Genomic DNA, 26,102 nt, shown 5'->3' with positions numbered 1-26,102 from the left:
TTTAGATTGCCATGGCGTGGCGAATCACCTCGCAATGACAGAATAAATATTTTTCTGGATTTGTAATAACCATAGTATACATTATTTTATTATTTCTTTTAACTCCCTTAAATGAGTAACAGAAGAAATAAAATCATATTGCAAATTTTCTAACTTAGAGCAGATAATTCTATTAAATCCTAACTTAACTGCTTCTTTTATTCTGGCATTTGCCTGAGATGTTTTTCTTATTTCTCCCGATAAACCTATTTCTCCAAAAAATACGCTTTGTTCAGGTACTGCTATATTCGTTGCAGCTGAAATTAATGCGGCTGCTACTGCTAAGTCTGAAGCCGGTTCGGTAATTTTAAGTCCTCCTGCAACACTTAAATATACTTCATGGGAAGCCAAGTTAAGCCCTATCCTGCTACTAAGCACTGCAAGTATCATCGATAACCGATTTAAATCCCACCCGACTGCGGAGCGTCTGGGAGTAACCATATTTGACGGCACAATTAACGCTTGAACTTCCATAAGTAGTGGTCTTGATCCTTCAAGACCTGCAAAAATTGCGATGCCGGTTACGTTTTTATCACGTTTCATTAAAAATAATTCTGAAGGATTGGATACTTCTATCAAACCTGTGCTACTCATCTCAAAAACCCCAATCTCCCCTACCCCACCAAAACGATTTTTATAAGAACGCAAAATACGAAAATGGTTATTATGATCTCCTTCAAAATATAATACCGTATCTACTAAATGCTCTAATATTTTAGGTCCTGCTAACTGCCCGTCTTTTGTTACGTGACAGCTAAGTAAAAGAATAATATTATTTTGTTTGGCATAATTAACTAACTCATGAGCGCAAGCACGAATTTGAGAAACAGTACCCGGCGGAGAGGATAATTCTTTTGTTGAGATGGTTTGGATAGAGTCAATAACTACCAGGTCAATATTCTCTTTATTTGATTCAATAGTAGAAATGATATCTTCTAAATTAGTTGCAGCTAAAATATTTGTGTCTTTATTTCCAAGTTCTAACCTTAAAGCTCGGAGTTTTATCTGATCAAGAGACTCCTCACCTGTAATGTATAAGCAGTTGATATTCATACTCTTCTGCTTTGAAGAATTGGCTCCGTAAAACTGCGAAGGATTCGCATGCTCATTTAGTAAGTCTAAACTCTGCGTGCTCACCTCTTGTTTTACGTTCCAATTATCCAAATCATTTGAGTATATAGGAAATGCACTAGCTACCAGTTGTAGTAACAGTGTGGACTTACCGATTCCCGGGTCACCGCCAAGTAAAACAGCCGAACCAAGAACAAGCCCGCCGCCAAGCACTCTATTTAATTCCTGGATAGGAGTTGGGATACGTAGTTGCTCGGTCGCTGCATTTGAAAGTTTTTCTATATTTTGCTTATTTCCTATTTTAACAGAGGCTTTATTGGTATTTATTATTTCTTCGACAATCGTTCCCCACACCCCGCAATCAAAACACTGGCCTGACCATTTAAGGCTAATATTCCCGCAATTTGAACATATATAATGCTTTTTTTCCTTGCTCATATTATGATGCTATATTTTATTTCTTCTTATTATCATATTTTCTACTTTTTTTCTACTCTTCATTTATTAGAAACGTAATTATAATATGTATAAAAATTCTAAAAAATTTACTTGTATCAAACGATTAGGAATGAAGCTTCTATATTTATCCAAATACCCAAACTGAAATATCTCGGTAATTTCTAAAAATTTATTTCTTTTATTTAAAAAATAGCTTAAGGTATTTTATATTTGAATAAATGTATGTATGTTATGGCAACCACGCGCACTATTAAAAATAATAAATTACAAGAAAATTTCAGAAAAGCTATAAAAAGAACTTTATCTTCTTCTAAAACTGATAAGGTAGTTAGTAGCTTAATTAGGGATCTTGCTTCTCCAAAGAAAGAGAGCTTTTCCATAAGCTTTAAAACCATGCTAAAAGGAGCAAAATTTATATTGAGTAATCCGGTAAATACCTGGAATATTTATAAACTTGCAAAATCTTCTGATACATATCTTGATCAAGAATTTCAACAATCACTTCTCGAAAAATCTGAAATATGGGAATTTTTAAAAAAACATGCCGATGATTTACCGAAAATCGGTCAGATATTAGCAAAAGCTGGTTTTAAAGAATTTCAGGACGGTAACTTTTTAGATCAGAAAGGATTGGAAATATTAAAAAATAGTTTTAATAACGAAGAAACCCTTAAAAACCTTCAGGAAATTGCTATTGAAACAAGAAAGGAAATACCTGATTGGTCGAAAGTCACTTCTAAAACATTAGAAATGCTAAATACTGATAAAAATTTTCAGAAATTTTTTAGTGCAAAAGGTGATGGTATTAAGAATTATATTAAAGTCGGAGCTAATACCATACTTGCAGATGATTATATTAGAACTTTTGATGATATATTACAAAAACCTGAAAATAAAAATCTTTATCCAACGATTATAAAAATATTTGATAAAAACCCAACTTTAAAACAAACGCTTGCTGAAAATATAAATAACCCTGCTGCTCTAAGCAAATTCAATTTAAACCCTGATCAGAAAATAGCAGTAGAAGCTTTTTTAACGGAAGTTGAAAAACAAGCGGCACCTTCTTTAAAAGAATATTTTGAAAACTACAAAATTGATACTAAAGTTTTAGATACTGTTCCAACGCTATTAAGTAAAATTCCGGAAGCAAAGGAAATTTTTGACACTCTAAATAATCCAAATCAAGGGGTGATGGTAGCAGTTCAGAAATCTTTAGAAATGATCACTAAAGATGAAAAATTAAAAGATTTTTTTGCTAATAATAAGGAGTTTTTACCTAATATGGCTTTAGGTGTTATTGAAAATACTCCTAATTTGCAAAATATGACCAAAGAATACGGTTTTGACAAGCAAATGCTGAGTATAGTAGGCGAAGTTATGTCAAAACCGGATGTCGCGCAAGCTATTATTACAGATATGAATAAGGGTGATTATATGAGCGTAACAAGTGACTTAATTGCTGCTCTGAATGATCCTTCATTTAAGCTAAAAGACATATTAGTAGAACAAAGCAAAAATGGCTTATTTGATAATTTAATAAAGGGAGTTTTAGAGCAGGATGAAAAAGGAAATAAAATTATTAAAGAGCAGCTTACAAATTATGGGCTAGAAGCAAAAGATGTTACAAAACTTACTAGTATGATGCCTATATTACTTGATAAACCGGAATCATTGCAAAAAGTTTTTAGCGGTTTTATTAAAGGTGATTATACCGCAGTAGCAAAAGAATTGATAATTTTGACTAAAGATAACCCTGAAATTAAGGAGTATCTAAACAATAATAAAGAAATATTTGCTAATATTTTAGATAAAACTTTAGTAGAAGTACCTGGAATAAATAAACTTAATAAAAAAGAATTATATAATATACTTCCTTCTATGTTAAATCATCCGGATGAATTAGTAAAAATTATAGATGGAGTTGAAAAGGGAGATTATCGCAGTATTGCTACGAATATATATAGTTTAGCTCAAAAAACAAATTATTTTGAAGGTCAGGTGCCAAGTCTTACAAAAGCAGTAATTGATGCAGGTCTTAACTATGCAGCTCAAAAAGTCACTGATATATTTAGCAGTGAAGTTGCTTTTAAAGATCAAACCATTGACGGCGTTGCTCTTAGAACTATGATTGATAAAGTAAAAAATAACCAAGTTAATTTAGAGGGGGCTAAATTAGTAGGTGATTTGTCTAATATTGATTTTACAGGAATATCATTAAAAAATGTAGATTTAAGTAATGTAACATCACTTAAAGATTGTAATCTTAAAGATACTAATCTTGAAGGAGCAATATTACCAAGTAATTTAACGTTACTTAATGATACCTATAATCTTGATAAAACTACTCCTATTTTAGATTCGGCATTAATTAAAGCACAGCAAGATAAATTAATTGATAAAGCAGTAGATAAAGTATGGCTGCAAGCACAATCTGAAGGCACGCGAGATTTACCTGATAAAAAAGAATTTGGTCAGCAAATAAAAATATTATGTAAAGAGAATCCTGAGCTTAAAGATTATATTACAGAAAAATTAAATTTAGTTCCTCTTAATATGGTTGGGGATGTATCGAGTCCCAAAGTAAATCAACATAAACATGCCACAAACCATATAGATTCCCCGCTGCAAGTACTTAACCCTTTATATGAAAATATAGTAAAGAATCAAGATGTTAAAGCTAATTTAGTAGCAAATATAATAAGTGAACAGGTTATATCTCAGCTTTTCAGTAAAGGAGATAATCGTGGTGAGGATTTTTATATGACTCGTCAGATGTTAAAACAAGTAGTTTCTGATTATAGTAAGGAAAACCCCAATAATGTAGATAATCTTTTAGAGCCCAAAAATCAAAAAGATTTAATTAACAATATCGAAGCTACCTTAAAATCTAAATCTAAATATACTTTAGCCGGCCTTGGTACTGGTGGAAGTTATTTACCTAAAGAAATTTTTAATGAAGAGTTAAAAAATAACTTAAAAAATGAATTTCAAAAAAGTGCGGAGTCATTTATGTTGGTTAAAGCAAAAAACATAGTCTTAAGTTTAGAAAATAAGGTCAAGTTAAATAATTCTAAATCATCTGACACTATTACACCTCCTACTATTACTCCTACTTCTTCTAAAATACTTAATAAAAATAAGGAAGAAACCCATAGATAATAATTGCTGCAAGTGAATGCGGCAATCTAGAAATAATAACAACTTCGTCATTGCGAGCGAAGCGAAGCAATCTAGCTCTTGTCACGCTGAACTTGTTTCAGCATCTAATAAAAAGATCCTGAAATAAATTCAGGATGCCTATTATTTCTAGATTGCCACATCGATTCTTCGAATCACTTCACAATGACGGATTTTTATTACCTATACAGGAGTAATAGGAGCATATCTTAAAACAAGTAATCTACTCTTGCCATATACTTTATCTTTAAGTATTTCTACCTCTTTATCCAAAATATAATTATCGGTTTTAGACATTTCAATAACAATAACAGAACCGCTTTTTAACCAGTTATTTTTTATGAGTTCCTTCATTACTTTAGGAACTATATTATTGTAATATGGCGGATCAATAAAAACGAGATCAAAAACTTTATTAGCTTTGGGTAAAATTAAAGCATTTATATTAACGAAATAACACTTTTCAAATTCTTCTAAAGTTTTAGCGAATTCTTTCGCTACTCTAAGACATTCAAGATTTGCATCAATTAAGGTAATTGTTCCGGCGCCTCTTGATAAAGCTTCAAAGGCAAGGCTACCACTACCGGAAAATAAGTCTAAAACATTGATGTTATTTTCAAATAATTTATAGTTAATGAATTCCCCTGAGTTTAAAGTACTAAATAATGCTTCACGAAATTTACTGGTAGATGGTCTATATTTTGCTTTTTCTAGAGTAGGGATTAAACGATTTTTATACTTACCAGCTATAATTTTTAACACTTATTTTTCCTTAACTTATCCAAGATTTGTTTATTCCTTATCAATTCTTTTAGTTAATATTTTTGCATTTCTTGTTTTTAAAAAATTCTGTTGAGGATTTTTATTTTGTACGATTGTATCTTTACCAATAATTTTTTTTGTTAATAAATTTAATATATTAACTTCTCTATATTCTCCGGTTTTTAAATCGTCTAAAATATATTCGCCATATTGAATACGGATTAAACGGTTAACTTTTAAACCAAAATATTCAAATATTTTTCTAATTTCACGATTTTTTCCTTCAGTTAAAACTACTTCAAACCATGAATTAGTTGTGCCGTTCTGAATTAGCTTTATTGATTCCGGATTATAATAAATACCGTTAATTTTTATGTTGCGGTAATTACTATTTAATAAAGATTCATGGTTACCATACGCCCTTACCTTATACACTCGATTTATTTTACTTGCCGGTAATTCAAATTGCCTTGCTAGATCACCGCTATTAGTAAGTAATAATAACCCTTCACTGTTTAAATCTAATCTCCCTACTGAAATTACTCGCGGTAAACCTATTAACTCCTCAAATACCGTTTTTCGAGCTAATGGGTCTTTATGAGTAGTAATTAAACCTACCGGCTTGTAATAAATCCATAATCGCACGATTTGTTGCTGGTTTATTAACTTTCCCGACACCTCAATTTGATTATCGTCATTAACATTTGTAGCAGGAGATATAATTATAGAACCGTCAACTTTTACTTTACCGGCACTGATTAATTCTTCAGCATCACGCCGTGAACATATACCGGCATTACTAATTGCTTTAGCTAATCTTTGCATTTGATTTAGTAGACTGTTTGAAGAATTGTTGTTATATAAAGAACAAAATAGTTATTCTGATGTATTACTTTACAAAGCGTTTTGGTATCATACCCTGACGGCATCAGTTTTTTATTAAGGTTTTTTAAAAAATAATATGATCAAGCAATTAGATGACACCGTACCCGTAATAACAATAATTTATAAACCTATCCCTCTTCTTCTATCAGTTTTACCTTGAAATTTAAACGCTTTATTTGTATTTATAGCAATAAATGAGCGCACATCTTCTTTAGTAAATTTAAACTTAGAAATATTTTCTTGCGGAGATTTGCTTTGCTCAAATCTGATATCTTTACTTTTATCAACAGCAAGTAATTTTATAAAATCTTCTTTTATTTTATCTGGAGTTGTGGGATCATTTAAGACATGAATTAACGCCTTAATACCTTTTGTATTCTCCGGTAATTTATTGTTACGTGTAGCGCCGGCGGTTATTACAAAATCTCTAAGCTTTGATTGCAATTCCTGTTCTGGTAACGCCGAAGGTTTACAAAAAGATAATAGCATTTTTGCTTTATCTACTTGATTTTCAATAATACCGTCTTGCCATTTTGAAGGTTTCTGCTCACCCGCAGGAATTATCATCTCTAATAACTTTGTACCGAAAGCCTTATTTAAATTTTTATTATTATAAGTTTCATAGACATTTAATAAAAATTTTTGATGCTCAAATGTTTTATCAGCTTCCTTACCTAATTGATGATTATCTAAATACTCTCTAGTTTGGCAATATCCTTTGATATGTAAATAATCGGCATATTTTTGTGCGTCGTTAAAGTCTAGAGTACCTACTCCTTTAGTATCTAAAACCACTGTATTTAAAGCATTTTCACGTAATTCTTCACTAGTTGCTTTCTCTGATTCTGTATATTTAAATTTTCCTCCAACCCTTGCCATTGCTTTAAAAAGCACATCAACTAAAAATTTTACAGCTTCACTTGGATTTGTAAATTTTTTAGTACTATATATAGCAATATTTGCTTCAGCTTCCATACCGCTACCGAAAGCCATAGCAAGTGTTCTACCCTGCTTTTTAGTTAAGGTAATTTCTTCCATATCATCAGTCACGTCTTTTACGTCAAAATCCGGCTCGTTATCTTTAAAATATTTTGTTGGAATATTATCCCTATAACCTCCGTCAACATATAAATGACCGTCAATTTCTACAGGTTCAAAAACTAAAGGAATAGATGCAGAAGCTCGGCATGCTAAGGCAATTTCAACATTCGGAGTTTCAAAACTACTAAAAATGGTTAAATTGCCGGTATCTTGTTGAACTGCGGTAATGACTAGATCTTTATATTGTATGGGGTCATATTGCCGCAGTAATGCTATATCTTTAAAATATATTTTCCCTTGGTTTTTGTATCTTTCTCTTAGCTCATCAAGCGCTTTATCACCTGCTACATTTACAATATCCGATCTTTGCAAAAAATTTCCTATATTGTCTTTTATAGTAGTTTCTAACAAATCATATAATGGTTTGCCGTCCTTATTTAATTGAATCGGTCCGGCAGAAAACCCTTTTTTTCCAAGTAATGATTGTAAATTAGTGTTTTTAGAAATTTCCTCAAATTTTTTGGGAGTGGTACCGGTAGCAGCAAGCGCTGCAGTTATAGCCCCGGCAGAAGATCCGGCAACAGCTTTAACACCATCAAATATTCCTGCTTCTTTTACAGCGGCATAAGCACCTGAATATCCTGTACCTTTAGCTCCGCCGCCACCAAAAGCCATATATTTGATTGGAGCTCCCTGTGCCTCCCACATTTCCTGGATTTTAGACATGACTATTTATATTTTTATTAAATTATGTTCAGCAAACTCCCAATTAATCATATATTTTATAAAAATATCCACATAATCAGGGCGTTTATTTCTATAATCAATATAATATGCATGCTCCCAAACGTCACAAGCTATTAGAGGTTTCATTCCATTAACTATCGGTGTTTCGGCATTAGCAGTTTTTATAATTTGTAATTTATTATCATGCTGCACAAGCCATGCCCAGCCACTACCAAACTGCCCTATTGCTGCAGTTTTAAATTGCTCACAAAAATTTTCGAAACTACCAAAATCTTTATTGATTAGCTCTGAAATTTTACCGCTCGGATTACCGCCACCGTTAGGTTTAATTGAATGCCAAAAAAAACTATGATTCCATATTTGCGCTGCATTATTGAAAACCGCATAATTTGAATTACCGGAAGAATGAACTATTAACTCTTCTAAATCCATTTTTTGTAATTCTATGTTGTCTTTTAATAAATTATTTAAATTTGTAACATATGTTTGATGATGCTTACCGTGATGATAATCAAAAGTCTCTGCCGTAAAATGCGGTTTAAAACTATCTTTTGCGTAAGGTAAATTCGGTAAAACAAATGGATACGAGGTTTGATTAGATTTAGTACAATAAACCATATATTTTTCTCCTATTTAATTTATATAACAATAATTCCTGTAGGTAGATGGTTAAGATGAACTTTATTATTTCTCGATCTACGCAACAATGTCTCCAGCGTTGTTGCATGGCTCTTAAAAGCGCTCGATGTCATTCTAGCTAAAGGCGGGAATCTAGAAACTAAAAGGCGTAAACACTATAAATTTTACAACTAAAAGCTTAAATTATTTTACCTTTTTCTGGATTCCCGCCTTTAGCTAGAATGACATCGGAGAATTTGGTATAATTTCCGAGCCATGCAACAAAGCCAATGCCTCCTTGCAATGACAGGTATTGCCATTTTTGTCAAGCCATGCAATAACACCTCTCTTCCCCATATCTTTATATTTCTTCCATTCTTCTCAATCAGCAGGTTGTAAATTAATTTCCTTGGCAAGTTCTCTAAGTTTTATGGCGACTCTTGCTGCAAGTTCAATATTTTTCATATCAAATAATAATTAAATCAACTTAAAAAAATCGGCAGCTAAGAAAAGCGAACCGGTTATTATAATATTTGCCTTATCACTTAATTTACTTATTTCTTTAATTGCCTCCTCAAGTGAATCAGCTGGGTTAAAATTAATACCGCTGATCTCTCCTCTTTGGCTAATTGTTTCTGCGCTATAACTTAACGGTTCGGATAATACCTTAACAGCATAACCCTTAATTGTCAAACCCTTAAAGTACGAACAAAACTCTTCTACATTTCTGTTTTTTGTCATTCCGAGAATTAAATATATCGGAGGTTTAAGGTTATCATGCATCCAAGCGGCCAATACCTGCGCACCGCTACTATTATGCGCTCCATCTACCCAAATCTGTATACTCTTCTGCTTTAAAGAATTGGCTCCATAAAACTGCGGAGGATTCACGTGCTCACGTAGGTTAACTACGCTCCGCTCGCTCACCCCTTGTTTTACGTTCCAATTCTTCAAATCATTTGAGTATATATTACATCCTAATAGTTTAGAATATTTTTGTTGATCGATTTTTTGAATTCTTGCAGGCCAAATAGTATTTTTTAGCCCTTCTTCTATAGTCTTATTACTTACATTAAATTGTTTGTTAACTAGGCTTATTGCAGCAATAACTGCAGCTGCATTTATTAATTGATGATCTCCCGCTAACAATGGCGCAGGAAATTCATAAGTAAAGTTTTGAGATAAATAAGTAAAACCTTGGATTGTCTTTTTTATTCCAAAATCATATTCATAACAAAAAACCGGCGAATTTAATTCTGCAGCTTTAGCAAATAACACTTCATAAACTTCTTCTACTTGGCTGCTAATAACACAAGGTACATTAGGTTTAATAATACCGGCTTTTTCTTTGGCAATTAAAGACAATGTTTCGCCTAGCCGGTCCATATGATCATACGAAATTGGCGTAATTAATGTAATTAAGGGATTTGTAATTATATTAGTAGCATCCAAACGGCCTCCAAGTCCCGTTTCTAAAATAAGTATATCGGCTTTATTATTTGCAAATGCTAAAAAAGCAGCTACTGTAGTACCTTCAAAAAAAGCCGGCTCAATGCCGGTTTTTATACTTGCTATTCTAACTTGCTCACAAACATCCCACAGCTCTTTATCAGAAATTTTCTCACCGGCTATTACAATTCTTTCATTAAATTCCAGCAAATGCGGCGATGTATAAACATGTGTTTTATAACCAGCTGCCGTAAAAATGCTTTTAAGCATGGCAGCGCTTGAACCTTTACCATTAGTACCAGCTATATGAATAATAGGAGGAAGCTTTAAGTGAGGATTACCTAAAGCTTTGAGTAAAATAGTAATATTTTCGAAATTATATTTATTGTTATTTTTCCAGGTTGGAACCGGAAAATGTGGCATTTTCATGTTTATTTAATATGCTTATTTGCTCCTGGTTTTACTATATTGATAAGCCCTATTAATAACAATGATTTAATTATACCCGGTATAATGAAAGGTAATACACCGCCGTATAATGCAGCACTAGCTCCGATAAGCGTAGAAAGCCATAACCAACCAAGGCTCATTATTATAATATTACCGATTAAACATAAAGAAAGCTGGTTTAATAGCCTATTATGAATAAAAATTTTATCTTTTAAACTTGCCATTGTATAAACAGCAATCAAAAAGCCAGCTAGATATCCACCAGTAGGACCTACTAATATTCGTAAGCCATTGGAAAACTCGCCAAATATAGGCATGCCTATAGCTCCAAGAGTTATAAAAGATAGTATTGCTAAAGCTCCGCTAATTCTATTATATGTAAGACCGATAAACATAACTGCCACTGTCTGCAAGGAAATAAATATCGGCTTTATTGGTATTATTATTTGTGAGCAAATAGCAAGTAAAGCTACACCTAAAAATATTTCGATAACTCTTTTTTTAGTAAGCGGAGCAGAAATTGAATTAAGTTGCATAAAATTACCTTATAATTTATTTAACAAACTTACTAAATAGAATTATATAATATAGCTGTCAATAAATAATTATAATATGAAAATAAGAATTTACAACGATTTAGGCGTTTCAAAGGAAAGTATTAAGCATTGCTTATATACTCTAAAGCTTCTTGCTTCTAAAAATTATTCGATAGAATATATTACCGCACAAGAGATTATAGAAGGAAATTGGCAAAAAAATACCCGTTTATTGGTTTTACCTGGTGGCCGTGATTTATGTTATGTAGAAAAATTACAGGGTAAAGGCGATAAACAAATACAAGATTATTTAATGAATGGCGGTAACTTCCTTGGAATATGCGCCGGTAGCTATTATAGCGGTAATTATTTAGAATTTGCTAAATCAACTAAAATTGAAGTTATAGGCGTTCGAGACCTTGCAATATATAAAGGATTAGTTAAAGGACCCGTTTTAGCTCCTTATTATTATAATTCAAATAAAGGAGCAAGTGCCGCTTATATTACAATAGAGGCAAATAGCGGGTTAAGTATTAAAGATTGTCATGCTTTTTATAATGGCGGCGGATATTTTGTTGATGCTGAAAACGTTAAAAATACAGAAATAATAGCAAGATACGAAAATTTTGAAGCTGCAATAATAAAATGCACTTATGGCAAGGGAACAGCCATCCTAAGCGGTATACATTTTGAATATGATCCGGCTATAATCAAAAGAAAATATCTTAGCAATATTAGAGAAATATTAAATAACTCCAATGGGCAAAGAATTATATTATTAAACTATATATTTAAAATACTTTCGATTCATGGCTTATAATTTACTATATTATGGTTATTATAAGTATGGTGTCATACCGTGATCAAGTCAGCGTTGTTGCATGGCTCTTAAAAGCGCTCGATGTCATTCTAGCTAAAAGCGGGAATCCAGTCTTTTTTGTCATGCTGAACTTGTTTCAGCATCTTTTTAGTAGATCCTGAAATAAATTCAGGATGACTATAATTTTTCTAGATTCCCGCTTTTAGCTAGAATGACATCGGAGAATTTGGTATAATTTCCGAGCCATGCAACAACGCTGGTCAAGGCATGTCATGACACGAACCATGTAATAATGCCGCTCTTAATGACCAGTGGAACCGAACCCCCCTGCTCCTCTTGTGGTTTCTTCTAAAAAATCGCTTTCTTCCCATGATATTTGTTCATATTTAGCAATTACCATTTGAGCAATTCTCATTCCTCTTTCAATAACAAAATCTTGCTTACTTAAATTAATCAAAATAACTTTTATCTCTCCTCGATAATCGGCGTCAATAGTACCGGGGGAGTTAGCAACCGTAATACCGTATTTAGCAGCAAGCCCTGAGCGAGGTCTTATTTGAGCTTCATACGATGTAGGCAAAGCTATAGCAATACCGGTAGGAACTAATGATATTTCTCCTGCTTTTATGGTAACAGGCTCTATATTTGCAGCAAATAAATCCATACCTGCGCTATGTTCTGTCGCATAACTTGGCAATAAGTTAGTGAAATTCACAAGTTTTTGAATTTTTACTTTAGTGGTCATATAAAAAAATCTATAGTTATAAAAAAAGAAATTATAGATATTTAGAGAGTTTGTCAAGAAAGGTGAAGTCAGAATAATTTGTATTCTAATTTCTTTTGGGATTTTATTTTTATTTATTTATATTAAAATTCATGCAGCATCATATTGAGTATTAATACCGCCTAACGCCTTTACTTCAGGTGTTTTTAATTCATTACTTTGATATTGGTCAAACTTTGAAGTGATTCGCCCAAAATCACCATATATATGATTAGGTAATCCTATTTCCGCAGCAGCAGACATATCTTTATTAGCGCTCCAGCCATTTATACCTGCATACCCTTTTGCTTTGGCATATTCTAAAAATTGAATGTGGGTTGCTAAATTATAAATTTTTCCATTATTATTTTTTCCAAAAATTGGACATAATTTTATAAAAGGATTTGCGTCCTCTATCTCATATATTTCTGCAATTTGTTTGCTACCAGAGTTAGAGGAGCCTATATAATTATCAAATATAGTATTATTTTCTCTCAATGCTACAATCATAAGATTAAAACTAGATTGTGTTATTTTTTTTGGGCCAATTTCATTTTCTTTTAATATTTTAATAAATTCTTTTCCAGGGTAATTTAATCCGTTAATATATACTGGAAGAGTATAAGTAATCTTTAAGCCCGGATTATCTTCTGCTACTTGCTTTATCGCTTTAATATGTTGCTTAAGAACTTTTGAATTAGCTAAGAAACCTCCTTCAAATTCTATAGATTTAAAGTTGTAAGCTTGTATAGCATCATTATATTCCTTAACAATTATCAATATGTTGTCGGTAATTGCTTCTATTGGTAAGCCAATTGGTCCTCCAATAAAAAAATTTATTTCTTTCCCTTGCTCTTGTAAACGTTTTGTATCTTCAATAAGATATTCTCCATCACTCACTAATCCGCTAACCCTCTTTCCTTTAATAGAATCATATATTACTAGCTTACTTGCAAATGCTAATTTAGCTTTACCTTTCACTATAACTCCGACAGCAAAACCATTTGTCAAACTTTTTAAACTAGTTAATTCAGAATATTCAAGAAAATCAAATGTTGGGTAAACCCCGCTATCAAAATAGACTCCGCTAGTAAAATTTTGTTTTTCTACCAGATATTCAGCTTTAGTCTCTACCTCAAACGGAGGATAAGAAAAATCGGATTCATTCCCTGCTTCGTCAAAAGCAGAAATTTGAAGTGCACATTTGGTATTAGGTTTAAGGTTTTCTAAAGTAACAAAATTTTTATTAACTTTTACAAAGAGTTCAACGTCTACCCCATCATAGTTATAAATAATTGTATAGCCCTTTACTCCTACATTATCAGTAGATGGTGACCATTTGACTTCAATTGAAGTTGTGCCTGCTTTAATCAATTCTATTCCTTCCGGTATGCTAGGTGCCTCTGTATCTTTTACTGGCGGTTCCGGATCAATAGTAGATTCAACTGCATCTATATAATTAACCTTAAAATTTGTGGGAAGTAAATGCTTTAGCGTCCCTTCAGGAAAACTAACGTCAATATTAAAAATTATTTTCTCTTTTGGTTGAAGAATATTTAAATAATCCTCCAAATATCCTACAATCATATTTCCATTTCGAGTAAAATCAAAACCAGTATTTTTTTGATATATTGCTTCAGGGGATATTGTAAATTCTATTCTTGGATTTATTAAAATAGTATTTCCTAAATTTTTTAATACAAATTTACAAGAACGCCAATATGAATTATTAGTCTCTTCCCAAAAAGTAGTTAATGTTACTTTATTATTTTTTTCATTCGGCATATGAGTCCTCCTTTAAAAATTTTTTTTATTAATTTTATAGAATAAAAATCTATATAAGTAAGGCTAAAGAGTTAATTATAAAAAACACTAGTTAGTTAAAAAATATTAATTAATTACTTAATATTTTTTAAGATAGATGTAATAAAGCCATATTTTATTAACCAGTAATAATATTTCAAAAAAAAATCTTATAATTGGAAGAAATACAAAAAGAGCGGAAATATATTAATTTAAATCTTGTTCATAGAACCTAATAGCTTATACTTAAATTTGATGTAGAATTTAAAAACTTAACCGATGTTTAGCATTTCAATTGACAATATTATAGTCTTCATCTATCTGATATCGATTTTACTGATCGGTATATATTATCGAGCTAAACATAGTAGTTTTAAAAATTATGCTAACGTCGGAGGGAATGCTAAAAATAGTAGATTGCTTTTAATAGCCACAATATTTGCTAGCTCTGTCGGCGGCGCTACTACTTTCGGTATTACGGAAAAAGCATTTTCCGGTTATGTCTATTACGGTTACGCTCTAATGCTTACGCTACCTATAGATATATTAATCGCTATTTACGTAGTACCGCGTATTGCTGCGCATTATGGAGCCGAGAGCGTCGGAGATATAATGAGTAAATATTATGGAAGCGTTGGTCGTTTTATTAGCGGAATTAGCTCCATTATAGTATCCATGGGATTTTTAGCCGCACAAATTAGTGTCAGCGGTTATATTTTTCAGTATATTTTAGAGATAAATTATATTGAAGGCGTAATTTTAAGCTATGGCATTGTCCTTATCTATACTACTGTCGGCGGGCTACAATCAATTGTATTTACTAATTTATTACAGTTTTTTGCTATGATAATTGCTATACCGATTATAACCTTTGTAGGCTTAAATAAAATAGGTACTGTAAGTTTCTTTAGTCAATTATCTAGTATACAAACAAATTTTGATAAAACTAACCTACTTCCTTTAACAATTGCCGCTGCTTTAAGTTTTTGCGTGATGAATCTTTATCCTAATTTTATTCAGCGTGCCCTGATTAATAAAAACCCTGCTCAAACGACTAAAGCAATATATGCAAAATCTGTTATTTACATAATTTTTTTAATATGCGTCACTTTAAACGGTTTAATTGCTTATAATCTTTACCCACTGCAGCCTGCAAATCTAGTATTACCTTATTTAATTAATCAATTAATACCCTCCGTTGTGCAAGGTATAGTAATAACAGGTTTGCTTGCAGCCGTTATGTCTACAGCAGACTCCGATTTAAACGTTACTTCTATAGCTTTAGTAAAAGATATATTAAATCCTATTTTTAAGGTTCAAAACCAACAAAAATTGTTGCTTATTGCTAGAATTACTAATTTTGTAATCGGTAGTTTTGCTATAATTATAGCTTTAAAATTTAATAATGTTATTGATCTGGTAGTATTCATTACCGGTTTTTGGGGCCCTGTAATATTGATACCGTTAATAATGGCTTTATTCGGTATTGTTATATCGACAAGAATGATGGTTTTATCATCTATTAGCGGCGCAGTTGCATTCTTATTGTGGGAACATTTTTCTTTGCAGTATTTTTATTTTAAAGGTGTTTTTATCGGTACCATGGTAAGCCTTTTAGTTTTCAGCTTGGGAGTTGTTTGGAAAAAAATACAAAACACCGCCTGAGCTAAGCGACTAAAAGAAGCACGGCAATTTAAGACTCTCGCCGTCATTGCGAGCAAAGCGAAGCAATCTATCTATTGTCTTTGGATTGCCACGTCGGCACTTTGTGCCTTCTCGCAATGACAATAAAAAATTGCGTTATGCAATGACGATTTTGGTATCCACACAACAATGTCTCCTCGCAATGACGCATAAGGTGTTCTAGGTTGCTGCGCTCTCTTTGATCGCTCACAATAACGGTGTTTTTTGTAACGATTTCAAACCACAAACAATACTTTTCTAAAGGAAAACCCTAGAAAACTGTTAACCCTGTATGTGGTCCCCGCTAGTATCACCACTCTCACCGCTACATTTAAGAGCATCCGGCACCTCTGCTTGAGTATCATAATGCCTTATACCTACATTAATGTCAGTATTATCATTCTGATAAGATGTTTGAGAAGATGCGTTTTCTATGAACTGACTTACTAACTCTTTAAATTCCTGCGGGATAACACTTAAAGCATCTTCCTTACTCATTCCTGCTTCAGTTAATTCCTTTACTTCATTTATATAATCTTTTATTTTAGCAGAATTTTCTAAAAGAAACTTTAATACTGCTTCTTTATTCTCTACTTTATCAAAAATAGACGCGGGGTCTTCCTTTTTTTCCAAACGTTGTATTATTAATTTTGCGCAAGCTTGGTCTTTTGAAGTTAACTCCCCTGACTTTACAGACGCATTATTATTAGATGAACTAACTTGAGAAATTAAAGTTTCTTTATTCACCTCTTTTATAGGCTCTGCTGTTGTTTCTAAAGTTTCCGTCTGAGCTTGAGCTGCTGCATCTGCCTGAGCTTGAGCCTGTTCTGCTGCTAATGCCTGAGCTTGAGCCTGTTCTGCTGCTAATGCTTGAGCTGCTGCATCTGCCTGAGCTTGAGCCTGTTCTGCTGCTAATGCTTGAGCTGCTGCATCTGCCTGAGCTTGAGCCTGTTCTGCTGCTAATGCCTGAGCTTGAGCCTGTTCTGCTGCTAGTGCTTGAGCTTGAGCCTGTTCTGCTGCTAATGCTTGAGCTGCTGCATTCGCCTGAGCTTGGTTATTCCCTCCAAAGATTTTACTTAAATCATTACCAACAGCCTTTTTAGGATCATGAAAAAAAGCTCCTGTTGCTTTTTTAGGGTTTCGAAAAAGCCCACCTTTTTTTGGCATATACTCTCTCTCTATAAATATTAATTATATCTTTATAAATACACTAATATTAATATAAATCAATCTTTATTTTTTATCAACTTAATATCCATCGTGGAAATAATTTTATCTACCAAACCGAATTTTTTTGCTTCTTCCGGTGACATGAAATTATCACGTTCCATATTTTTTTCGATATGTTTTATATCATGACCGGTGTGTTTACTATATATCTCGTTAAGCAACCTTTTAATTTTCAAAGTTTCTTGAGCATGAATTTGTATATCGGTCGCCTGTCCTTGATAACCTCCTGAAGGCTGATGAATCATTATACGACTATGTGGTAATGAATAACGCATTTCTTTTTCGCCTGCACATAATAATAGAGATCCCATAGAACAAGCTTGCCCTATACAAAAAGTGGCAATTTTAGGTTTTATATATTGCATAGTATCATAAATAGCAAGGCCGGCCGTAACCACACCGCCGGGCGAATTTATATACATATATATATCTTTTTTTGGATCTTCCGCCTCAAGAAAAAGCAACTGCGCTACTATGACATTCGCCATATAATCCTCAACAGGACCGCACACAAAAATTATGCGCTCTTTCAATAGCCTTGAATATATATCATAAGCTCTCTCGCCTCTTGAGGTTTGCTCAATCACTATCGGTACATACGACATTTAATTTTTCTCCTGATATTTAAAACTTTGCATTTGAGGTTATTTTTACAAGGCGTTGCCCGAGTAGGTAGAAAAGCACTTTTGATGTTATTTCCGTGAAAACGGCGCGTTGTTGCATAGCTCGTTTTATGTCATTCCTGCAAAAGCAGGAATCCAGACTTACTTATTTCATGCTGAACTCGTTTCAGCATCTTTTTTAGTAGATCCTGAAATAAATTCAGGATGACTATGTTTTTCTGGATTCCCGCCTGCGCGGGAATGACAGCACGTGCGTTTTCCGACCCAGGCAGCAAATGCTGCCTCCACAGCACATGACACCTTACAACAACACCGCCTCTTACTACTTATCCAAAGCCCCAGCAATTATATCACCGATATTCATAGTATTATCACTAGAACCATGTTCTTTAACTGCTTTCTGGCGCTCTGCTATTTTAAGTGCTTTTATTGATAATAAAAGTTTATTTGATTTATCAATAGAGATAATTTTTGCTTCTATTTCTTCTTCTAAAGAAAACATATCAGGTTTTTGCTCAGTTTTTTCCTCTGATAATTCTGACTTTTTAATAAAACCGTGAGCTTCATTATCTATCATTACTTCCAGCCCATCATCTTTAATTGCTTTTATAACAGCTTTTACTACCATGTTCTTTTTATAACCTTCAGAAGAATCATCTATAGAATTTTCACCAAGTTGTTTTATACCAAGGCTAATACGTTCTTTTTCTATATCAACTGATAAAACTTTACATTCTATCTCATCATTTTTTTTGAATGACTTTAGTAATTCAACACCGTTACCTTCCCAGCTTATATCTCCCTCATGGATCATCCCATCAAGATTATCACCAAGAGCCACAAATATGCCGAAATCAGTAACGTTTCTAACAGGCGCCTTAAGCACAGTTCCTATTGGATTCGTTTCGGCAAATTTTATTAAAGGATTATCCTGACATTGTTTAATACTTAAAGAGACTCTATGCTTATCTGTGTCAACTTCTAAAACTACAAATTCTATTTCTTGACCGATAGTAAGCATTTTCTTAGGATATTGATTAGATTTTAACCAGCTAATTTCACTTGAGTGAACGAGTCCCTCAACTCCATATTTTAGTTCGACAAATACACCGTAATCGGCAATATTTGTTACTTTGCCAATCATTTTTTTACCGATTGGAAATTCTTTCTTAATATTTTGCCACGGATCATCATCAAGTTGCTTCATACCTAAAGATATTCTTTTGGTATCTTCATTAAATTTAATGACCATCACTTTAACTTTTTGACCGAGTGTTAGAACTTCTGAAGGATGGTTAACTCTACTCCAGGAGATATCCGTTAGATGTAATAAACCATCAACACTCCCTAAATCAATAAATGCACCATAATCGGTTATATTTTTTACAGCTCCTTCTAATACCATTCCTTCTTTGATTTTAGATAGCATCTCATCTCTGGCTTCCGATCTTGATTCTTCTAAGATAGCTCTTCTTGAAACTACTATATTACCAAGTTTCTTATCCATTTTTAAAATTTGGAAAGGTTGTCTTATATCCATCAACGCAGAAATATCTTTAACGGGCCTGACATCTACTTGACTGCCTGGCAAGAACGCAATTACCCCTGATAAATCTACAGTAAACCCGCCTTTAACACGGCCGAAAATTACACCGTCAACAAAGTCTCCTTTACTACACGCAATTTCTAATTGGCCCCATAACTCTTCTCTAAGAGCTTTTTCACGACTCAGGATAGTTTTACCACCCCGACCTTCAATTTTCTCAATATAGACATCTACCACATCACCGACTTCAGGTATTGCGTTTGCAAATTCACTTTTTGGAATTCTACCCTCAGATTTTCCTCCGGCATCAACAATAATAACTTCATCTTTAATAGCTATTACTTGAGCCTTAACTACACCGCCTTCACTAATGCTTGTAGAAATTTCTTCAAGCATCTCGGCAAAATCATTATTAAAATCATTGCTAATTTCTGCAAGTTGGGGAACAAATCTTTTCTTAAATTTCGACATATTCTTCTCGATTAATATTAGTCAGTGCTAAACTAATAAAAATTTTTATAAGTTAATAAAATTAAGTAAAATAACTTAGCACTCTAAAGCTTTAAATAATTAATTTTAAAACTTCAAGTTATTTTACTTAAAAAATCCATCATGTAGACACTCCACATGTTATGGCTCACCGATGTTATTGCGTAGATACCCTAAGCGTCATTGCGAGGAGCCGCTAGGCGACGCGGCAATCTAGACTATAATAATAACTTCGTCATTGCAAGCAAAGTGAAGCAATCTAGGCTCTGTGCACGTAGTTATTTGTTGTTTAGATTGTCACGTCGATTCTACGAATCTCCTCGCAATGACGATTTTTGTAATGATTCCAAGCCAGAAAAAATAAATTTTGTTATTCTTTCTGTAATTTCCCCGGGCGTAAGACCGGAAGTATCGATTACTAAAGCATCAATTGCCGGCAATAACGGTCCGGTTTTGCGTTCTTCATCTCTTTTATCGCGTAGTTTTATTTGGTGTAAAATTTCTGTAAGTATACAAGCTTTTCCCTTTTTTTGCAACTGATTATATCGTCTTTGAGCCCGAAGTTCAGCACTTGCAGTAATAAAAATTTTTAAATCGGCCTTTGGGGCAATAACGGTACCAATATCCCTACCCTCCATAATAATTCTAGGAGTAGAGCTAATCAAATTTATTAAATATTTATTTAAGTTATTCCTAACTTCTGCTATTGCTGCGATTTGTGAGGCAATATTTCCTATATATTCATCTTCTAAATCAATATTCTCGTTGATTTCCAAAGATTTTGATAAAGAAATAATGGTCTTAATATCCTCAATATCTATTCTTTGCTTAATACAATTAAAAGCGAGATTTCTATAAACAAGACTTGATTGAAAATATATAAGGGTAAATTTTTCAGCAAGCATTTGACCGATCGTACCCTTACCAGAAGCAGCAGGACCATCAAGAGCAATTACAAAATTTTGAGTAACATCAAAAGCTTTAGATTTTAAAGTCATTTTTGGAATATTATATAGCTTAGGGAATAATAATATTATAAATAGCGCAAATAAAGCTTGAAATCTAGTCTATAATACAATAAATATAGAGTTTAAAATTATAAGGGCGGTTAGCTCAGTTGGTTAGAGCATTACGTTGACATCGTAAAGGTCGGTGGTTCGAGTCCACTACCGCCTACCATTCTTCATCCTTAAATTATATTTTTTTTAGAAGCTTGTAACTGGTTTTGTTAAATCAGAATATATTTAAATCTCTTAAACCTATAAAGCACGCTTGAATTATCGTATTTATTGTTAATACATGACTATTTTTTAATTCTTACTCTTTCTCCTAACTCCAATCGCTATTATATATTTTCGTACTCCTTTTTTATTACAGCTTCAATCATTAAGACCTTGATACCAAATTCTGTAAGATTCGCTTATATTCACGTATTAATTATACGCTCTTCAAGCTCATTTTTAAATTCAATCAATATCATAATGCTTTTTACTGTATCACATTCCCTAATCAAATTAATATATTATTAAGAAATTAATATTTGATTGACATTTTAAGAAATTTCTTTTATAATAATTTTTTCATAAAGACATATATACAACATAAAGTTTTAATTTATTTTTTAATTAAATAAAATGGGAAGAAATTATGAAAAGAATAAAAGACTTGGCTGTTTTTTTCAGGGATAACCTTAGTGAAGGAAAAAAATCAATAGTGGAATATACTTGGTCATTAATGGAAGAATTATTTAATAACTATTCTCCTTTTATTTCTCTTTTAGACCAAGCAATCACAGAAGGGCTTACTACTATAGAGTTTACGCACAATAAGGATAGAGATGTTCCTACTGGCGCGGCTTACTTTGAAGACAAAAATCTGATAAAAATAGATGCTACTATGCATCCTGTGGATCTGATTGAGGCATTCTTATTTGAATTATTTAATAGCGTTAATTCAGAACTTAAACAAATATTAGAAGAAAATTATGAAAACGGTGATAATTTCGCAAACGCTTCAGAATTTGCTGAATTCAAAACTGGCTTTAAGCAAAGAAAATTTATTTTAGATTTTCTACATTCTAATAAAGAAAAAGTAGAACAATTACTTATTCAGTCGGGCTATCCAGAACCATATATAAGATTAATACATAATATAAAAGAAGGATTAGAATTTAAGTATATTTCTTCAGAAAATTTAGCTTTTTTAATTAAACATCGAGAAATGTACGTACAAGGTTGGGAAGAGTGGAAAAATTGGAAAGATAATCAAGATAAAAAGTTAATTCGTAACGAAATTTCTAAAGTCATAGAAGAACAAGATAATCAAAAACTAGAAAAATTATTATCTTCTTCACCGGCATCAGTTGAGGAAGTCCATATAAATAAAGCTATTGAGTCCGGTAATAGCAAAAACTTAGAACTATTATTAAATAAATATAAACATGATATTTATGATTCTCAACTTATAAAGACAATAGATCAGCCGGAACTAATAAAATTACTATTATCGTATCTACCAGATATTTTGGCAAGTTATAAGATTGGAGGAGTAATTGGTCATTTGAGTAAAACCGGGAATATTGCTGGGGCAAACTTTTTATTAAATGAATATAAAGGAAAAATTTACGAAGATGATCTTCCGACAATTAGAAATAAAAAAATTTTTGAGATGGTAAAAAATTATCCTAACTTTGTGCCTCATATTTCAAATATAGAAAATATTGATCCGAATTTAATAGGTACATTAACTCAAGATCATCCTGATTTTCTTACTTAGGTTCTGTGAACAAAATTTAAATTAATCTATTTTAGTTCTTTTTTGCTGCAAATTATATCTTAAAATATAAATAACTTAAATTTTGTTCACAGAACCTAAAGAAAGGGGTAATTTCCACGCCCCTTAAATTTTTTATACTGTTATAAATCTGTAGCATAATAAAAGCATCATTTATACACTGACTTTTTATAGCGGTGGTTAGCAAATCGTATACTATCCCCCACCATTCGCCGTTTCCGAAAAATTCATGGAGATATCAAAATGATTGAATTCATTTAATTAAAAAAAGAGAGTTGTGTGAGTATCGATAAACTTAAGAAAATAACTTACCTATCCCATGGCGCATTAAGCTTTTTGGATTCATATTACTTGCTTTTTTCATCATATCGCTTATTTGTTTAAATTGTTTCAGCAATATATTTACTTTCTGTACGCTTGTTCCGGCGCCTTGGGCAATACGCTTTCGCCGTGAAGCATTGAGTATATCAGGATTTTTTCTTTCTTTAGGCGTCATCGATAAAATAATAGCTTCCTGATGCTCAATTAGTTTACCGCTTAATTTAGATTGATCAATTTGATCCATAATTTTACCGGCTCCGGGCAGCATACTAACTATACTACCAAAACCACCGAGTTTTTTTATACTTTTCATTTGTTGAAGATAATCATTTAAATCAAACTTACCTTTTTTTATCTTGGCGGCTGTTTTTTCTGCTTCTTCTCTATCTACTATACCCGCTGCCTTTTCAACAAAAGAAAGTATATCTCCCATGTCTAATATTCTTGAAGCTATACGTTCAGCATCAAATTCTTCTAGATCGGTTAGTTTCTCACCGCTACTCAGAAATTTTATCGGTTTTTTGGTAATATATTTAACGCTTAAGGCGGCCCCCCCTTTAGAATCACCATCAATACGTGATAAAATTAATCCTGAAATTTCTAATTTTTGATTAAAGCTATTAGCAGTTACTACCGCGTCTTGTCCAGTCATACTATCAATTACTAATAACGTTTCTGTAGGCTCAACTAAGCTTTTTATAGCTAATGCCTCTTCCATCATCTCGTTATCGATCTGTAACCTACCAGCCGTATCATATATCACAACGTCATAAGCAGAGATTTTTGCTTCGACAAGCGCTCTTTTCGCAATAGTAAGAGGCTTCTCGTTCGGTATAATAGGGAGCGAATCAACTTCTATCGATTTTGCAAGTATGGCTAATTGTTCTTGCGCCGCAGGGCGATAAACATCAAGCGATACTAGCAAAACTTTTTTATTCTGGTTTTTAAGACGTAAGGCGAGTTTGCTACTTGCCGTAGTTTTACCGCTACCTTGTAAGCCCACGGCTAAGATATTTACTGGCGGTTTTGAATTTAACTGTAATTTTGCTTCATTTAAGTCAGATGAGAGAAGATTTATCATTTCTTCATGAATGATTTTAACTATCATCTGCCCGGGTGAGACAGATTTTATAACTTCGTGCCCTAAAGCTTTTCGTTTTACTTCCGCTATAAAATCTTTTACTACCGGCAATGCTACATCCGATTCAAGAAGAGCAACTCTTATATCTCTCATAGCTTCGTCTATTTGAACTTCCGATAAAGTACCGGAACTTCTAATACGGTCAAAAATTTTTGTTAAATTTTGTGTTAGGGTTTTAAACATATTAAAATTATTTTATAAGATTACTAAATTAATGCGCCGTAATTATGATGCTAGCCTTCAAACATACCTAATATATTCACCCCCCTATAATTTGGCAACAATATATAATATTTTTATTAAGAGTAACATATACAGCTAAATTTAGAAAGATTTAGACAAGGTGAATTTAATAGTGAACCTTGCACTAGCCGTTAATAATATGTAAGCACAGCGAATCCAGAAAAATGCCCTTGTATCAAGCTTTATAAATGACGCTGTACTACTAATAATTATATTTTTATCTTCAATAACAACTAAATTTTCTTGCTTATTTTTATTATTTTGCTAGCATGCACTTTGTTAATGATGTTTAAACTCCATTATTGCAAAATAACTTAAAAATTTATTAATAATATTATATAGTGAGTTAAACATGACCAGCAAAGGTAAAGTCGATACAAGTTATTATGATACAATAATAGAGACAAATGATTTAAGCAGAATGAATGAAGTATTAGAATATTGCGATGAAAAATTAAAGATTAATCCTGACGATATTGCAGTATTATATCGTAAGTCCGAAGCACTAGAAGCTTTGGAAGAAGTAGACGAAGCAATGAACGTACTAAAAAAAGCTCTTTCTGCCGTTACTAAATTAGTCAAGGAAGACGAAAAAGAAGAATCTAGCAATTAAAAAAAACCTTCATTGCGAGGAGGTATTTATGCCGACGTGACAATCTAGGAAAAAATAGCTAGCTTGCTTCGCTTCGCTCGCAATGACAGCGTTTTTTGTAAGGATTCTTGCCCGCGCAGGAATGATATTAAACCTATATATCATTTATAACTATAATTGTGATTAACTCCAAACTCTTCAAAAAGGATATTGGCGTAAATACACGAGGATTTATGAGCAAGAAAATAAAATACATTAATAGGAAATAGAAGAAGTAAAAATAATAGGAGATTTTTTTGCACCCTAAAGAGTTATTATTAAAGAATGATTCAGTAAAAATAACTATTTTTAAGCAAGGAAAGTATAGAAGCTTTTAAAGATCAGGCGGCTACCGCACATGTTCCTTATCAAAAAATGATTAGGGTTTTATTAGATAAATATACGCATTATCTAAAGAAAATAAAAGAGCCTAATAACCTAAACTAAGTTGGCGGATAGGGTGGGATTCGAACCCACGGTACGGTTGCCCGCACGCCAGTTTTCAAGACTAGTGCCTTAAACCGCTCGGCCACCTATCCAAGGAAATTCATAGCAAATAACTTCTACTAATTCAACAAAAATCGAACAAATTTTATAAAAAAGAAATTTTTTGCCCAATTTATGTCATTTTTGAAGCTTTCTATTTTAATTTAAAGGAAAAACTAAGTTCTGTGAACAAAATTAAAATTATTTATATTTTAAGGTGTTTTTATACAAAAATTAATAAGATTTTTACAGGAATAGTTATTCATATTTCAAAAAAATCTTATAATTTGCAG

Annotated in this window: 19 protein-coding genes, 2 tRNA genes and 1 pseudogene; 6 read left to right on the top strand and 16 right to left on the bottom strand. The window is 32.4% G+C overall.

Annotation, left to right across the window (positions count from 1 at the left end; translation table 11 throughout):
* Positions 1–81: 81 nt before the first annotated feature.
* A complete protein-coding gene (gene radA, locus OTR29_RS04800) occupies positions 82–1,548 on the bottom strand; it encodes a DNA repair protein RadA (RefSeq protein ID WP_422229572.1) in 1,467 nt (488 codons plus the stop codon).
* Between the two features lie 252 nt (positions 1,549–1,800).
* Here radA and OTR29_RS04795 point away from each other — a divergent pair, with 252 nt between their 5' ends.
* Positions 1,801–4,731, top strand: coding sequence for a pentapeptide repeat-containing protein (locus tag OTR29_RS04795; RefSeq protein ID WP_422229681.1), 2,931 nt, complete (start codon positions 1,801–1,803; stop codon positions 4,729–4,731).
* Positions 4,732–4,932: 201 nt separating this feature from the next.
* Here OTR29_RS04795 and rsmD read toward each other — a convergent pair whose 3' ends face one another.
* The 6 genes and pseudogenes from rsmD to OTR29_RS04765 form a co-directional block, all read right to left on the bottom strand.
* Entirely contained in the window at positions 4,933–5,511 is a 579-nt protein-coding gene (rsmD, locus tag OTR29_RS04790) for a 16S rRNA (guanine(966)-N(2))-methyltransferase RsmD (RefSeq protein ID WP_422229570.1), read from the bottom strand.
* A 126-nt stretch (positions 5,512–5,637) separates the two neighbouring features.
* Positions 5,638–6,336 (bottom strand): annotated as a pseudogene (locus tag OTR29_RS04785) (pseudouridine synthase); the annotation flags it as partial.
* 180 nt (positions 6,337–6,516) lie between these two features.
* On the bottom strand, positions 6,517–8,163 hold the full coding sequence (locus tag OTR29_RS04780; RefSeq protein ID WP_422229568.1) for a patatin-like phospholipase family protein: 1,647 nt from the start codon (positions 8,161–8,163) through the stop codon (positions 6,517–6,519).
* Positions 8,164–8,169: 6 nt separating this feature from the next.
* The gene (locus OTR29_RS04775) at positions 8,170–8,802 is read right to left on the bottom strand and encodes a superoxide dismutase (protein ID WP_422229566.1); all 633 of its coding nucleotides are present in this window, start codon (positions 8,800–8,802) and stop codon (positions 8,170–8,172) included.
* 477 nt (positions 8,803–9,279) lie between these two features.
* Complete coding sequence (locus OTR29_RS04770) at positions 9,280–10,680, bottom strand: bifunctional folylpolyglutamate synthase/dihydrofolate synthase (RefSeq protein ID WP_422229564.1); 1,401 nt, start codon at positions 10,678–10,680, stop codon at positions 9,280–9,282.
* A gap of 2 nt (positions 10,681–10,682) precedes the next feature.
* Positions 10,683–11,237 (bottom strand): biotin transporter BioY, encoded by a 555-nt coding sequence (locus OTR29_RS04765; protein WP_422229562.1) that lies wholly within the window; start codon positions 11,235–11,237, stop codon positions 10,683–10,685.
* 76 nt (positions 11,238–11,313) lie between these two features.
* Here OTR29_RS04765 and OTR29_RS04760 point away from each other — a divergent pair, with 76 nt between their 5' ends.
* Positions 11,314–12,057 (top strand): BPL-N domain-containing protein, encoded by a 744-nt coding sequence (locus OTR29_RS04760; RefSeq protein ID WP_422229560.1) that lies wholly within the window; start codon positions 11,314–11,316, stop codon positions 12,055–12,057.
* 301 nt (positions 12,058–12,358) lie between these two features.
* Here OTR29_RS04760 and dut read toward each other — a convergent pair whose 3' ends face one another.
* Together dut and OTR29_RS04750 are read right to left on the bottom strand one after the other, a co-directional pair.
* On the bottom strand, positions 12,359–12,802 hold the full coding sequence (dut, locus tag OTR29_RS04755; RefSeq protein WP_422229559.1) for a dUTP diphosphatase: 444 nt from the start codon (positions 12,800–12,802) through the stop codon (positions 12,359–12,361).
* 129 nt (positions 12,803–12,931) lie between these two features.
* The gene (locus OTR29_RS04750) at positions 12,932–14,605 is read right to left on the bottom strand and encodes a fibronectin type III domain-containing protein (RefSeq protein ID WP_422229557.1); all 1,674 of its coding nucleotides are present in this window, start codon (positions 14,603–14,605) and stop codon (positions 12,932–12,934) included.
* A 297-nt stretch (positions 14,606–14,902) separates the two neighbouring features.
* Here OTR29_RS04750 and OTR29_RS04745 point away from each other — a divergent pair, with 297 nt between their 5' ends.
* Positions 14,903–16,288: a sodium:solute symporter family protein gene (locus OTR29_RS04745; RefSeq protein WP_422229555.1), complete on the top strand. Its 1,386-nt coding sequence runs from the start codon at positions 14,903–14,905 to the stop codon at positions 16,286–16,288.
* A gap of 300 nt (positions 16,289–16,588) precedes the next feature.
* On the opposite strand, the gene OTR29_RS04740 is transcribed toward OTR29_RS04745, so the two are convergent.
* The 5 genes from OTR29_RS04740 to cmk all read right to left on the bottom strand — a co-directional run bounded on the left by OTR29_RS04740 (position 16,589) and on the right by cmk (position 21,192).
* A complete protein-coding gene (locus OTR29_RS04740; RefSeq protein WP_422229553.1) occupies positions 16,589–17,473 on the bottom strand; it encodes a hypothetical protein in 885 nt (294 codons plus the stop codon).
* Positions 17,474–17,532: 59 nt separating this feature from the next.
* On the bottom strand, positions 17,533–18,141 hold the full coding sequence (clpP, locus tag OTR29_RS04735; RefSeq protein WP_422229551.1) for an ATP-dependent Clp endopeptidase proteolytic subunit ClpP: 609 nt from the start codon (positions 18,139–18,141) through the stop codon (positions 17,533–17,535).
* 168 nt (positions 18,142–18,309) lie between these two features.
* Positions 18,310–18,447 (bottom strand): hypothetical protein, encoded by a 138-nt coding sequence (locus OTR29_RS04730; RefSeq protein ID WP_422229549.1) that lies wholly within the window; start codon positions 18,445–18,447, stop codon positions 18,310–18,312.
* A gap of 34 nt (positions 18,448–18,481) precedes the next feature.
* Complete coding sequence (locus OTR29_RS04725) at positions 18,482–20,176, bottom strand: 30S ribosomal protein S1 (protein WP_422229547.1); 1,695 nt, start codon at positions 20,174–20,176, stop codon at positions 18,482–18,484.
* Between the two features lie 326 nt (positions 20,177–20,502).
* Entirely contained in the window at positions 20,503–21,192 is a 690-nt protein-coding gene (gene cmk, locus OTR29_RS04720) for a (d)CMP kinase (RefSeq protein WP_422229545.1), read from the bottom strand.
* Positions 21,193–21,296: 104 nt separating this feature from the next.
* Here cmk and OTR29_RS04715 point away from each other — a divergent pair.
* Positions 21,297–21,373 (top strand) — tRNA-Val (locus OTR29_RS04715).
* 468 nt (positions 21,374–21,841) lie between these two features.
* Positions 21,842–22,969, top strand: coding sequence for a hypothetical protein (locus OTR29_RS04710; RefSeq protein WP_422229543.1), 1,128 nt, complete (start codon positions 21,842–21,844; stop codon positions 22,967–22,969).
* A gap of 313 nt (positions 22,970–23,282) precedes the next feature.
* Here the strand turns inward: OTR29_RS04710 and ffh are convergent, their stop codons facing one another.
* Positions 23,283–24,632: a signal recognition particle protein gene (gene ffh / locus OTR29_RS04705; protein WP_422229541.1), complete on the bottom strand. Its 1,350-nt coding sequence runs from the start codon at positions 24,630–24,632 to the stop codon at positions 23,283–23,285.
* Between the two features lie 412 nt (positions 24,633–25,044).
* On the opposite strand from ffh, the gene OTR29_RS04700 reads away from it, so the two are divergent.
* Positions 25,045–25,305, top strand: coding sequence for a hypothetical protein (locus OTR29_RS04700; protein WP_422229540.1), 261 nt, complete (start codon positions 25,045–25,047; stop codon positions 25,303–25,305).
* A 467-nt stretch (positions 25,306–25,772) separates the two neighbouring features.
* On the opposite strand, the gene OTR29_RS04695 is transcribed toward OTR29_RS04700, so the two are convergent.
* A tRNA-Ser gene (locus OTR29_RS04695) sits at positions 25,773–25,862 on the bottom strand.
* Between the last annotated feature and the right edge of the window lie 240 nt (positions 25,863–26,102).

Source organism: Rickettsia endosymbiont of Halotydeus destructor (genome assembly GCF_049278075.1).
Taxonomy (GTDB): Bacteria; Pseudomonadota; Alphaproteobacteria; order Rickettsiales; family Rickettsiaceae; genus Rickettsia.
Note: the sequence above shows the minus strand (reverse complement) of the source record. Positions and strands in the feature narration are given on the sequence as shown.

What these genes read in the sequence shown, in the direction of transcription:
- radA (WP_422229572.1), bottom strand. Translation starts at nt 1,548, where the DNA reads ATGAGCAAGGAAAAAAAGCATTATATATGTTCAAATTGCGGGAATATT.
- OTR29_RS04795 (WP_422229681.1), top strand. Translation starts at nt 1,801, where the DNA reads ATGGCAACCACGCGCACTATTAAAAATAATAAATTACAAGAAAATTTC.
- OTR29_RS04780 (WP_422229568.1), bottom strand. Translation starts at nt 8,163, where the DNA reads ATGTCTAAAATCCAGGAAATGTGGGAGGCACAGGGAGCTCCAATCAAA.
- OTR29_RS04775 (WP_422229566.1), bottom strand. Translation starts at nt 8,802, where the DNA reads ATGGTTTATTGTACTAAATCTAATCAAACCTCGTATCCATTTGTTTTA.
- OTR29_RS04770 (WP_422229564.1), bottom strand. Translation starts at nt 10,680, where the DNA reads ATGAAAATGCCACATTTTCCGGTTCCAACCTGGAAAAATAACAATAAA.
- OTR29_RS04765 (WP_422229562.1), bottom strand. Translation starts at nt 11,237, where the DNA reads ATGCAACTTAATTCAATTTCTGCTCCGCTTACTAAAAAAAGAGTTATC.
- OTR29_RS04760 (WP_422229560.1), top strand. Translation starts at nt 11,314, where the DNA reads ATGAAAATAAGAATTTACAACGATTTAGGCGTTTCAAAGGAAAGTATT.
- dut (WP_422229559.1), bottom strand. Translation starts at nt 12,802, where the DNA reads ATGACCACTAAAGTAAAAATTCAAAAACTTGTGAATTTCACTAACTTA.
- OTR29_RS04750 (WP_422229557.1), bottom strand. Translation starts at nt 14,605, where the DNA reads ATGCCGAATGAAAAAAATAATAAAGTAACATTAACTACTTTTTGGGAA.
- OTR29_RS04745 (WP_422229555.1), top strand. Translation starts at nt 14,903, where the DNA reads ATGTTTAGCATTTCAATTGACAATATTATAGTCTTCATCTATCTGATA.
- OTR29_RS04740 (WP_422229553.1), bottom strand. Translation starts at nt 17,473, where the DNA reads ATGCCAAAAAAAGGTGGGCTTTTTCGAAACCCTAAAAAAGCAACAGGA.
- clpP (WP_422229551.1), bottom strand. Translation starts at nt 18,141, where the DNA reads ATGTCGTATGTACCGATAGTGATTGAGCAAACCTCAAGAGGCGAGAGA.
- OTR29_RS04725 (WP_422229547.1), bottom strand. Translation starts at nt 20,176, where the DNA reads ATGTCGAAATTTAAGAAAAGATTTGTTCCCCAACTTGCAGAAATTAGC.
- cmk (WP_422229545.1), bottom strand. Translation starts at nt 21,192, where the DNA reads ATGACTTTAAAATCTAAAGCTTTTGATGTTACTCAAAATTTTGTAATT.
- OTR29_RS04710 (WP_422229543.1), top strand. Translation starts at nt 21,842, where the DNA reads ATGAAAAGAATAAAAGACTTGGCTGTTTTTTTCAGGGATAACCTTAGT.
- ffh (WP_422229541.1), bottom strand. Translation starts at nt 24,632, where the DNA reads ATGTTTAAAACCCTAACACAAAATTTAACAAAAATTTTTGACCGTATT.
- OTR29_RS04700 (WP_422229540.1), top strand. Translation starts at nt 25,045, where the DNA reads ATGACCAGCAAAGGTAAAGTCGATACAAGTTATTATGATACAATAATA.